We start from the raw sequence: 12,192 nt of genomic DNA on the forward strand, positions 1-12,192 counted from the left end.
GTATTTATATAACCATTTAAACAAAAGCATATCGTTTTTTTTACAACTCTTATTTAAACCGTTTTTAACTTTAAATAATTTATTATCCTTTTTATTTCAGCAATTTTTTAAATTAAAGTTACTTATTATTTTTCTATGTTCAACTATGTTGCCTTATGCTTATGGTTTAAATTGTTTTACTGTCAAAGCTATTGAGGGAAATAGCCCTGAAGTTGTTAATCTAAAAGTAGCAGCTGATGGACATGGTTTTACAGTAAATGGCGTATTTTATAGTGAATCAACTGGTAATATAAAAGAAGGTGAAATTAAAGAGTTTGACGGTAATTTAGAACTAAATAAATTTGTTGTAAATCAATTTAATTATCAAGCAGTAGATAATAAACTTAATTATCAAGATCTAGACGGTGACGGTATTGATCCTATTCAACCATTTTTAATGACGGAAACTGTTTGGCAGTGGTTTGATGCTAATGGTAATAAAATAACTCCTAGCGATAAAACAAAGCTAACAGAATGTGGAACAGATTACGCATTGCCATTAAGGTTAGAGATAAGTAATCAAGTGCAAACATTTTCACAATATGGTCAGCCAAAACAAAGTGATTTTGTAACATTAAAAAAAGTATACAAAATCTCACTGTCATCAAAGCTTTGCTATGTAAAACCTTATGCTATTGAAAAATATCCAAGTTATCAATGGGTAAGTTTTGATAGTTCCAATACATTTAGTGGATGGAATGACCCTAATTATACGTCTAGAACCGACGCTGGTGGCGGTTATAATTCAGATTATGTGCCAAATTTAGGATTTAAAATCAATCCAACTGAATCAGGAGGTAAAAAATTTCCAACAACTGGTTTCAAAGGTGCTAAGTTTCAGTTAATTTTTAATGGTCCTGCAAGTGATTATACTTTTACTATCCCCAATAATCCTGGAAAACAAGTTATAGTTGATGAGAATGGTTATGTCACTTTAAATGGTAAACCTAAAGGAGATGTAACTGTTCGTGCAACATTAAAGCGAGATTCAAATGTAAAACATGATTATACCTTCAATCCTACCAGTATATGGGTAAATCCAGTTAAAGGTTTTCGTGATAATTGGATGGAAGCAATTAAAAAATGTGATGAAGATAACTTACTTTCTTATAAAGAACTAACTAATGCACCTTTATATGAAGTTAGAGGTGATTGGAAACAACAAACCATCTACAATGCTTACACTCGTGCAATTGGTGAGGGGGTTTTTCCTGAATGGGGTTATACGATTAAAGAATCTTATCCTGACTCTAATTGGGAGCATAATAAGGATCGATATTGGACAAAAGATCGTTATTATGGCAGTAATTATGGAAATCATGTTGATGTCAATTCAGGATCAGGACTAATAGGTGTTGATGACGAAAGATTGAATGCGCCTGATTTTCTTGTTTGCAAGTAGTGACTGATAGTTAGATTTTATCAATTTGTGTTTTTATTTTATTAGAGCGATTGAATTTATAATTATAAACAATTTTGGGATTGAACGTTATAACTAAAGTTTGAAAAGGAAAGTAACCTAATCACTAGCGTGATAGTACATTAAGTATTATCACGCCGAATAATTCACAGCAGAAAATGAACATTGAAATTTTAGTCAATGTCATATTTTTCCAGCCTAATTGATGAAGCTTTTAATCTACGAATTTAAAACAATCGGCTTTTATTGTTACGCAAATATTGCAGCTTCATTTCAAAATTTCAGCATATATAATTAGAAAGTGACAAAATATCAATTTGTTTATTGTGCTTTTCCAAAATGTAATTTGCATATTTATTTTGAAAATATTCGCAAAACAGCATTGGGGGATGAATTAATCGGTAAATATGATTTAAGTGATTATGATAATTGATTTCAGTAGTTTTTTGTTCAAATGAACAAAAGTTTAAATCAAAATATTGCTTCGGAACAATGAGATTCATATTTGCTTTCTGAACATTTATTTTCTAATGAGCGAAGCGTAGAAATTGAAGGTAAGCATATAAACTTAAATCCAAAGCAAACCATGTTGTTAAGGAAATTAACAAGATGGATATACTAACAATAGTGTTATCGAAAACTTTATTGAAAGTTTTCGACGTAAATTACTATAATCAGCAAATAATTAAAAACAAAAATTTTGAGGAAAGGGGTTTTTTATGCTGTTAATGAGCACATTTTATAGTTTACCCTTGTTTAAAATAATTTATTACCGCCTGATTAACTGTGGTAATTTTTAAATTTTTACGCCATATAAGATAAATATTTATTTTTAATCTTTTATGTTGATTTGAGATCAATTTTTTATAGGTAACTCCATCTACTTTAGCTTGTGTCATTGATTGTGGTAGAAGCATCATTGCTTTACCTAATGCAACCTCCAGGAGCATAGATAAATTATCTGCAAGTTCAGCTCGACGAGATAGTGGATGGTCGAGTTTATTGAACACTTGTTCACATTGATCGTAAAAAAAAGGATTTACCTGTTGTTTAAACCAAAATAATGGTAAATCAGTTACATCATTAAGATTTACTTTATTTTGTTGACTACATGGATGACTTGCCGGTAATACTAATGTTACTGGTTCTTGATAAATGAGTAATGAGTTTTCGCTAAAATCTCTAGTTGGATAATCGGAGACAATTGCAAAATCGATATTGCCTTTTTGTAATTCAAGTAGTAGTTCTTTCGATGTATAATTATGTTTATATATTTCAGTTTCATCTTTAAATTCTGACAAAAACAATTTAAAAAATGGAATATAATCAAAAGATAAGGTTTTTGTTGTCCCTATCGTGATCTTTTCAAGGATATTTATTTTATTTGCTTTAGTGATAGCACAAAGATCATTCAATAATTGTGTTACTTTGGATTTTAATATTTCCCCTTCTTTAGTTAATACCACATTGTGTGAGTTTCTCAAAAACAGAGTGCTTTGCAAAGTGTCTTCTAAATTCCTAATTTGTGTTGAAAGAGGGGGTTGACTAATGCCCAGTTTTTCAGCTGCACCAGTAAAACTGAGTTCTTCACAAACAGCAATAAAATATTGTAATTGCTTAATCGTTGGTAATCTTTTGCTATAGATGTCCATAAATTTTATTATCCCTAATAAATTATTTAGCTATTTTGTAAGTGGTTGTGTCATTTATCTATCTCAATCAGGCTATTATTATGAATGAGAACTTTGCTTTTTGCATTTGTTTGTATCATTTTCTCTGCAATACGAATTTCGTATAACAAAATATGTATTTCTATATTGCTGCATTGTTAGATAACCTTTCTTAAATTTAGTCAATTAGCAATTGGTATTTTGTTCATGGAATCCATCTTTACAGAAGATTCAATACAGACAAAACCGCGTTTAGTGCTATCAGCATTATTAATCGTGCTGTTAGTTGGATCGGTTTATATAAGCCAACTTATCTTTCAAGAGATCTCACAAACTTATGATATCGATATTTTAGCTGCTAGAAATGTATTTAGCTTATCTTGCTTTTTTTATGCTATCTCATTTTTTATTTATGGCCCTTTATCGGATAAAGTTTCAACCAAGTTGTTAGTTTTGGTTGGCAGTATTGGAACTGTTTGTTGCCTAGAGTTATCTGTGATTGTAGATAGTTTCAATTTATATTTGGTGGTTATGTCATTGATCGGATTTTTTGCCGCAGCGGTTCCGGCAGCATTGTTTGCTTATACAGCTAAAAACACGCCTAATCATAAGTTACCGCAAGCAATGGGTATTATGATTTCAGCTTCAATTATAGGTATTATTTTTAGTCGAAGTTTGGTTGCTATGTTAACTGATTTTTGGTCTTGGCAAGTTGCCTTTGCCATATATGCCGGTTTGATAACGATAGCATGTCTTTTTGTTCCTTTCGCGATAAAACAATCAAGCCATCAATCTTCAACCACCAGTGTAATTGGTACATATTTGACGGCAATTAAAATATTATTTGATAAAACAGTGATAATATTTCTATCTGTTGGTTTTCTACTTTTCTTTGTTTATTTAGGATTATCTTCACTACTCACTTTTTATCTAAAAAGTGCACCTTTTTCTTTATCTGCAACAGTTTTGGGATGGCTTAATTTTGCTGGGCTTAGTGCGATTATTGGCACCATAATTACGAGTAAATTATTACGGGTTATAAATGAACGCTATCTTTTAATCATTTATTTGTTAGCTGTATGTGTAACGGTTGTGACTATTGGTTATAGCTCAAGGTTATATGTTATTGGGTTAGGGATTTTTAGTTTGTTTTTATTTGTATTTGGTATTCAACCATTAGTTATTGCCATGCTTAATAAAAATGTACCCATTAATTCACGCGGAGCTATTTCATCCTTATATTTACTTTCTTGTTTGGCAGGAGGCAGTATTGGTACCTATTTATTAGGTATCGTTTATCAAAATATGGCTTGGAATGGCGTGATAGCTATTTGTGTCTTATTGACAATTGTTAATCTAGTTTTAGCGTTAGTTGGTATTCAACTTATCAAAAGTAATCATAGAAAATAAAATTGTAGGTATTAATTATTAAGGAGACTCATCATGAAAAAAAGATTGTTACAATTTTCACTATTTATATTTTGTTGTTTTTATGGAGCATTCTGTATGGCTGATTTAACTAAAATTTCTTCAAGCTTTAGTGCACCAACAGGCATTGCGTTTGATAGTAAGGGATTAATGTATGTAACCAATTGGTCAGGTAACTCAGTTACGAGAGTCAAATCAAATGGTGAAACAGAGACTTTTTATTCAGGTATATCTTCACCAGCTGGTATCGTTATTGATGCAGAAGATAATGTTTATGTTTCATCATATGGCGATGATTATATTGTAAAAATTGATAGTAATGGTAAATCAGAAAAAATATCTGATGGTTATCATACTCCTACTGGTATCGCTTTTTCTAATCAAGGCCAATTACTCATTACTAATCGTTCAACTGGTGAGATAGTTTCTCTTGATCTTAAAACTAAGAAAAAAAGCATTATTGCTCGTGGATTGACCACACCAGTTGGTGTAACTCAATTAGCTGATAACAGTTTAGTTGTTTCACAATACAGTGGTCGTTTAACCATGATCAGCCCAAATGGCACTAAAACTGAGCTAGGTTCGGATTTTAATCGCCCAGGTGTTGGTATTGTTACAGTTGCACCAAATGTTGCCGCCGTTATTGATAATGGTGCTGGAATGGTTCGAAAAATTGATGTAAAAACTAAAAAAGTATCGACCTTAGTTGGCAATTTATCTGGAGCAGTAGCGTTAGCTTATCATAATGGTAGCTATTATATTGGTACTTGGGGTGACGGTACTGTATATGAATTGAAAGATAAATAAAATTATCTTCAATATTTTAATAAGTTTTACAAAGATATTAGCTAACAATAAATATTAATAGGAGAATTAACTACATAAAATTATAAGGGAATTCCTATATGCGATAGAAAAGTGAAAGAGGTAATTTACAACTAATCGTGATGTTCTATAATAATTCTGTTTATCATTAAAAGAAATCGTATTAGGAATATCAATGAAACCACGAGTTAAAAAACCTTATTATGCTTTCGATCCTAAAGAGGCGCATTTTTTGTTTGAGCGTACAATTAAGTTTGAATCCCGAGCAGATATTTTAGCAAAAATTCCCCGAATAATGCATCGTATGTATTTTCCTAAAAAGGCAATATTCACTTTTTTTGCAGTGATTCTTGCCTTTATCCTCGTTATTATAGTAACTTACATAATTAATTTATTCTCGCCTTCTTTGGCCTACAAAATTGGTAATTATTTTGCTTTAGTTCTATTGATTGACATAGGAATTTTAGTCTATCTTGTAGATCATTATTTCAAAATATATTTAGAAATACGTTCAGTTAAGAAGCTTTATAAAAAAAATCTTGAATGGCCTGTTGAATGTTATTGTGCTTATTTCCAAGAAGGTATCTACATAAAATCGATCGATATGGAAGGTATTTTTTATTGGGACGATTTTATGGCTATGGGTTGTAGCAAGGATGCACTTGTTTTCCATTTTTGTCCTGCAGGTACTAAAAGTGGAAAGTTTTTCAAGCAATATTATCCTAGATTAGATAATGTTTACATTTTTATTGATGGTGATGAACAAGTTAGGTCGTTAATAGCTGCTGTAAATAAACATTATAAAGATTTAGTAACGTTTAAATAATCAAACCGAAAATTTAATTCTCTTTTAGTAAGTTTTTGACCAGTAATATTGAGTTTTGCTGGTCAAAAATAGTTGAATTTTACTCGAAAACAAAACAAAAATACTTCCAGCTCTCTCTGTCATATTCATCCATTTTGAATCTATCTTTATATTGGTAGGGAACACATTAAGTAATATTTATTTTATTCTTGTGCAAACGTTTTCTGTTTTTATTTTAAATTTATCTAATGAATTATTTTTATAGGAACAATTAAATATCATTTCTAAATCAGAAGTAAACTTATTATTTGAATTTTTTACTAAATTTCTGATTGTTGTATATTCGCAATCACCACTATTACCTTTTATTATTTGATTATTATAAATTTCATCCAAATCAACCTCTTCAGCTTCGTTATCCGCAGTTTTCTTTAATAAAACTCCATTAACAACTTTATATGAGCGAATTACTTGTTTGCTACTTGCTTCAGAATAATCACTGTATTTTTCAAATTTAAAATCAAATTCACTCTCATATTTTTTATTAGTGCAGTCCCATTTACCAACAAGATACCCTTTTGTCACTTTATCATCACCACAACCACACAACGCAAAGCAGGCTAACCCTAACAACACAATCTTTTTCATACCATCTCCTTTTTTAGGCAATAGTAGGTTATTTAGGAATTCGGAGCAATAAAAAACCGCCAGAAGGCGGTTTGTCTGAATTTAATAACTACCTCTGCGGTAGTAAAGTAGAATATTATACACAATAAACTTTGTTTAAAAACCGATTGTACGGTCTGCCCTTGTACCCACGGGGAACATTAATTTTTTTCTAAGCTAATGCAATTGGTTTATCCCTATGTGTATAGGGAACACGTCTAGCAATCACCGAAAACATTCAGCAAACCCGGTTTATCCCTATGTGTATAGGGAACACAATAAATTTTATGATTCTTATTTGATTCTAAACGGTTTATCCCTATGTGTATAGGGAACACATCCCACAATAAACTAACACCAGTTAGTTTTTCGGTTTATCCCTATGTGTATAGGGAACACACAAGAATTTAATGATTGCGCATTTCCCTTACCGGTTTATCCCTATGTGTATAGGGAACACTGTTCAAATATAGTCCTCATGCGGATCTGGCCCGGTTTATCCCTATGTGTATAGGGAACACTCCTTCAAATTTAATCTCTTCAACAACACGCGCGGTTTATCCCTATGTGTATAGGGAACACTGGTGTATGGGATATAATTGATGAAAGATATACGGTTTATCCCTATGTGTATAGGGAACACCTAATCGATCAACCGGGATGACATAACAATCACGGTTTATCCCTATGTGTATAGGGAACACATACGCTAATCCGCCACATTCTGACAATGTGCCGGTTTATCCCTATGTGTATAGGGAACACTCTAATTATAACCATTTGTTTTATAATTAAAATACTCAGTTTACGATTTCTACCAATTTTTTTGTTATATTTGACTGTGTGTTTATACAGGTATTTTAAGTCTTGATAATCACTCTACCGCGAGTAATATCGCTAATATTTTTTTTGAGTATAGCTAGATTATCTAGTGTGATAGCAATACTGACAGTTACACCTTCAGCATCAAAATCTTGTTGTTCAATGAGCGCATCCAGTTCTTTTAAACGGTTTTCGATAATTGGCCATTCATTGTAATAGCAGTGAAATTGCAAAGAAATTCTAGCGATAAGTTCAATTAATTCTGCTTGTTGTAAACAATGACTAGCCGAACCACCGTAAGCCCGAATGAGTCCACCTGTACCTAATTTGATACCACCAAAATAACGGGTAACTACCACTACCACCTGATCACAATCTTGACCTTCGATGGCAGATAAAATAGGGCGGCCTGCGGTACTAGTTGGTTCACCATCATCATTAAAGCGATATTGTTGACCAATTTTCCATGCCCAACAATTATGTGTTGCATTTGGATCACTGACGCTGTCGATAAACTCGGCTGCCTGTTGAGCATTAATAATTGGAGCCGCATTGACAATAAAGCGGCTTTTTTTTATCTCTTCGGTTAATTGGCTAGGATTTGTTAATGTATAAGGCATACTAATTCTGGTAAAATCGTTTTATTGCAACTCATAATACTGAGCAAAATTGAAATGTCTATCAATTTAGCACAATTAAAACATTCACAACAACAATTAGCCGAACAGGTGAGGCTGGTTGATGAATTTAATCCAGCAATCAAATTAATTGCTGGTACAGATGTTGGTTTTGAGCAAGATGGTAAGGTTACGCGTGCCGCGATAGTGACGTTGACTTATCCTGATTTTGTCGTGGTTGAGTATCATATCGCTCGATTAGAAACTAGTTTTCCTTATATTCCTGGTTATTTGTCTTTTCGTGAATATCCTGCTTTGCTCAATGCATGGCAACAGTTAAAGCAAAAACCCGATTTATTATTGGTTGATGGGCAAGGAGTTGCACATCCAAGACGATTAGGTATCGCTAGCCATCTGGGGCTATTATTAGATATGCCAACTATTGGCGTTGCAAAAAGAAAGTTATGTGGACAGTATGAAGTGCAACCTAAACTTGCTGGAAAGGTAACGCCTTTACTTGATAAGCAAGAGCAGATAGGTTGGGTATTGCAAAGTAAAAATAACTGTAATCCGTTGTTTGTTTCCGCAGGACATAGAATCAGCCAAACAAGTGCGTTACATTGGGTTAATCAATGCTTACGTGGTTATCGATTGCCTGAACCAACTCGATGGGCTGATGCAATTGCCTCAAATAAGCCATTATTTAGAAAGTTTAATCATGCCAAATAATCAATTATCGTTAAAACAAGGTGGATTTACCTTTAAACGTTTTTTTGTTGCCCATGATAAAAGCCCAATGAAGGTGACAACTGATAGTTGTTTATTAGGTGCATGGGTACCAATTAAGGATGATGTACAATATGTTTTAGATATCGGTACCGGATGCGGTGTAATTGCCTTAATGTTGGCTCAACGTATAGAACACCAAGCATGTCAAATTGATGCAATTGATATCGATATGCAAGCGGTATTGCAATGTCGAGAGAATAGCTTAAATGCAGGATTTAAAAATATTGAGCCATTAAATATCGATGTGAATCAATTTAGGACCACTGAGCAAGGATGTTATGATTTAATTGTCACTAATCCTCCTTATTTTCAGTCTGCTGTAGAGTGTCGTAGCACAGAACGGCAATTAGCCCGTTATACTGAAAGTCTCAATTATCAGCAGCTTATAGATGTGGTGAGGCGCTTATTGAAACCAAATGGATTGTTTTGTCTAGTGTTACCTTATCATCTCGCTGACCAATTTAAGCAATTAAGTGTGTCAAATCAGTTATATTTATGTCATGAACTACAAGTTAAATATACAGCAAATAAAGACTATTCATTAGTATTGATGGCATTTTCATTTAATCGGCATGCTAGTGTTGAACGCCAATTCTTGTGTATGCGAGATGAAGAAGGGCGTTATTCCCAACAATTTAGACAATTGTTGGCTGATTTTTATCTATTTCGAAAATAACGCCTAATTTATTGATTAATGAGGAATGATATAAAAATAAATAATGGCAATAATGGCAAGTACCACTATAGCTATGGCATAAATTTTATCATGTAAATAGCTAAATGCTGACAGTTGTCTTTGCTTTCTGGCATAAAGATAAAACAGTAGCCCAACACTATATAAGATCATTGATAGTAGTAAATATGATATGCCACCAGCATAGATCAACCAAAATCCATATAGCGAGCCAAATGCACCAATGAAAATGAGATATTTTCTAGGTTGATGTATTGCTAATTTAAACATAAACAGTGCTGAAAGTAGATAGGGGATCAGCACCATAGATGTTGATAATTGAATCAGGGTGTTATAACCAGATTCATAAAAATGAGCAAGTATAATCAACAAGCTAATTAAGCTGGTTGTTAACCATAAAGCATTAGCTGGCGTGCTGTTTTTATTAAGTTTACCAAAGCAGCTAGGAACAGTATGTTGTTTACCTTGACCGGCTAAAAATAACATTTCTGCAGCTAACATTAACCACGACAATAATCCACCACTTACTGAAACTATCAAACCTATATTAATAAATGTGGCCCCCCAACTACCAACGACATGTTCAATTACCACTGCCATTGACGGATTTTTCATTTGTGCGAGTTCATGTTGTGGCACAATGCCTAATGAAAGAACGGAAACACAAACTAATAAAAGACTTGTAATGGCAAAACCAAAAAAGGTGGCTCGACTTATACTGATTATATTTTTCGCTCGTGCAGCATAGACAGTAGCACTTTCAATCCCCAAATAAACCCATACTGTATAAAGCATAGTATATTTTACCTGATCAATGATTGAACCTAATTGTGGTGTTCCCCAAAAATCAGTGTTAAAAGTTGAAACTTTAAAGGCTAATACAACACAAACGATAAATAAACCGATAGGTACAATTTTAGCTATCGTGACTAGACAATTAAGTAAAAATGCTTGGTAAATTCCGTTGATAACAAAAAAGTGCATGATCCATAAAAAGATAAGTCCAGCAATAACGGCAGGAATTGTTGTACCATTACCGAAAAATGCAAAACAGTCAAAGGATCCTAATGCACTAAATAAGATAACTAAATAGCTGGTGCAAGACATCCAAGCTGATATCCAATAACCCCATGCAGCATTAAAACCGATATAATCCCCAAACCCTTCACGAACATAACCATATAAACCTTCATTAATTTTGTAAAACCGAATAGAAAGATATTGAAATATTCGTGTCAGCATAAACATGCCGAATAATGTTACGGCCCATGCGATAAGTATCGCACCTGCACCGGCGCCTTCGGCCATATTTTGTGGTAAACTAAAAATACCACTACCGACAATACTTCCCACCACCAGTAATGTGAGAGGAAGTATGCCAAGCTTTTTTCTTACTGGTGTATTCATATTGTTTTCTTATTTAATTGGTTTAATTTTTGTGGTTTTTTAAATTAAAATCGCAATGACATACAGCTTACTCCACCATCGATTTTGCGATATTCTGAAGTATCAACTTCAATGACTTGATAACCGAGTGCTTCAATTTTTGCTTTGGTAATTGGATAACCAGCTGGCATTATTACCCGTTCATTGACCCATATACAGTTAGCGGCATAACTTTCTTGTTCAGGGATCTCAATAATATTGAGATGTTGAAATTCTGGCTTAGTAATAAATTCACCTGCAGCTAATAAGTTATTGTGTTCCAAATAGGCAAGTCCCGTTTTTAAGTGTAATACTTTTTCTAAAGTGACGACCGAACCAGTTAAACCATATTTTTCCAATATTGCAATCATTTGGTTTGCACCTTCTTGATTGGTACGAGCAGATAGACCAATATAGAAGTGATTTTCAACCATCATGATATCACCGGCCTCAACGGTACCTGGTGCCTGAATATATTCCACTTTATTTGGATAAAAGCGACTAACCGCTTCAGTGATTAACTCAGTTTCTGCTCGACGAGATTCGGCTCCTGGTCTAGTAATAATTACGCAATGAGGCGTACAAAGGGCAACGTCTTCGACAAAAACTGAATCAGGAAATTGTTCGCTAGCTGGTAAAATTGTAATATCGACATCACACTGTTGTAATGCTCGAATGTAACTGTTATGTTGATCGAGCGCTTTTTGATAGTCAGGTTTGCCTAGATTAGCCGACGTTAGGCCATTGATTAATGATTTCGCTGGTGTTCTAGCAATGATATGGCTAAATTTTTTCATCTTATAAACTCCTTATAATAATTATGCATTAATTTTGAATAATAATTCATTAAAAAGACGAAATCAATCTTTTTGATTAGCTTATAGATTTATAATATGCATTTTTATGCTATTTTGTTGTTAAGTGGGATTGTGAGGAATTTATAAATGGTGAGCAACAACAGTGAATTGTATTATATAAAATAAGAATAGCTA

General features: G+C 33.0%; 10 protein-coding genes, 1 pseudogene and 1 CRISPR repeat array. Of the genes and pseudogenes, 6 read left to right on the forward strand and 5 right to left on the reverse strand.

Features of this window, described 5'->3' with window-relative positions; translation table 11 throughout:
* Positions 1-1,441, forward strand: a pseudogene (locus B6D18_RS11290) (hypothetical protein); the annotation flags it as partial.
* A gap of 764 nt (positions 1,442-2,205) precedes the next feature.
* Here B6D18_RS11290 and B6D18_RS11295 read toward each other — a convergent pair.
* Entirely contained in the window at positions 2,206-3,111 is a 906-nt protein-coding gene (locus B6D18_RS11295) for a LysR family transcriptional regulator (RefSeq protein ID WP_086364535.1), read from the reverse strand.
* Between the two features lie 225 nt (positions 3,112-3,336).
* Here B6D18_RS11295 and B6D18_RS11300 point away from each other — a divergent pair, with 225 nt between their 5' ends.
* From B6D18_RS11300 to B6D18_RS11310, 3 genes are all read left to right on the forward strand, one after another.
* On the forward strand, positions 3,337-4,539 hold the full coding sequence (locus B6D18_RS11300) for an MFS transporter (protein WP_086364536.1): 1,203 nt from the start codon (positions 3,337-3,339) through the stop codon (positions 4,537-4,539).
* Positions 4,540-4,572: 33 nt separating this feature from the next.
* Positions 4,573-5,364, forward strand: a complete 792-nt coding sequence (locus B6D18_RS11305; RefSeq protein WP_086364537.1) for a hypothetical protein — start codon at positions 4,573-4,575, stop codon at positions 5,362-5,364.
* A 193-nt stretch (positions 5,365-5,557) separates the two neighbouring features.
* Positions 5,558-6,208, forward strand: coding sequence for a hypothetical protein (locus B6D18_RS11310; protein WP_086364538.1), 651 nt, complete (start codon positions 5,558-5,560; stop codon positions 6,206-6,208).
* A 177-nt stretch (positions 6,209-6,385) separates the two neighbouring features.
* Here B6D18_RS11310 and B6D18_RS11315 read toward each other — a convergent pair whose 3' ends face one another.
* Positions 6,386-6,835, reverse strand: coding sequence for a hypothetical protein (locus B6D18_RS11315; RefSeq protein WP_086364539.1), 450 nt, complete (start codon positions 6,833-6,835; stop codon positions 6,386-6,388).
* Positions 6,836-7,040: 205 nt separating this feature from the next.
* A CRISPR array of direct repeats spans positions 7,041-7,618; the repeat unit is 29 nt; unit sequence CGGTTTATCCCTATGTGTATAGGGAACAC.
* A 95-nt stretch (positions 7,619-7,713) separates the two neighbouring features.
* The gene (locus tag B6D18_RS11320; protein ID WP_086364540.1) at positions 7,714-8,295 is read right to left on the reverse strand and encodes a YigZ family protein; all 582 of its coding nucleotides are present in this window, start codon (positions 8,293-8,295) and stop codon (positions 7,714-7,716) included.
* A 54-nt stretch (positions 8,296-8,349) separates the two neighbouring features.
* Here B6D18_RS11320 and nfi point away from each other — a divergent pair, with 54 nt between their 5' ends.
* Both nfi and B6D18_RS11330 read left to right on the forward strand, forming a co-directional pair.
* Positions 8,350-9,021, forward strand: coding sequence for a deoxyribonuclease V (nfi, locus tag B6D18_RS11325; RefSeq protein WP_086364541.1), 672 nt, complete (start codon positions 8,350-8,352; stop codon positions 9,019-9,021).
* Positions 9,011-9,757: a tRNA1(Val) (adenine(37)-N6)-methyltransferase gene (locus B6D18_RS11330; RefSeq protein WP_158092585.1), complete on the forward strand. Its 747-nt coding sequence runs from the start codon at positions 9,011-9,013 to the stop codon at positions 9,755-9,757. The genes nfi and B6D18_RS11330 overlap by 11 nt, the downstream gene beginning before the upstream one ends.
* Before the next feature lie 15 nt (positions 9,758-9,772).
* Here the strand turns inward: B6D18_RS11330 and B6D18_RS11335 are convergent, their stop codons facing one another.
* Both B6D18_RS11335 and ddaH read right to left on the reverse strand, forming a co-directional pair.
* On the reverse strand, positions 9,773-11,182 hold the full coding sequence (locus B6D18_RS11335; RefSeq protein WP_086364543.1) for a basic amino acid/polyamine antiporter: 1,410 nt from the start codon (positions 11,180-11,182) through the stop codon (positions 9,773-9,775).
* Between the two features lie 44 nt (positions 11,183-11,226).
* Positions 11,227-11,997: a dimethylargininase gene (ddaH, locus tag B6D18_RS11340; RefSeq protein ID WP_086364544.1), complete on the reverse strand. Its 771-nt coding sequence runs from the start codon at positions 11,995-11,997 to the stop codon at positions 11,227-11,229.
* Between the last annotated feature and the right edge of the window lie 195 nt (positions 11,998-12,192).

Source organism: Gilliamella sp. A7 (genome assembly GCF_002142015.1).
Taxonomy (GTDB): Bacteria; Pseudomonadota; Gammaproteobacteria; order Enterobacterales; family Orbaceae; genus Gilliamella; species Gilliamella apis_A.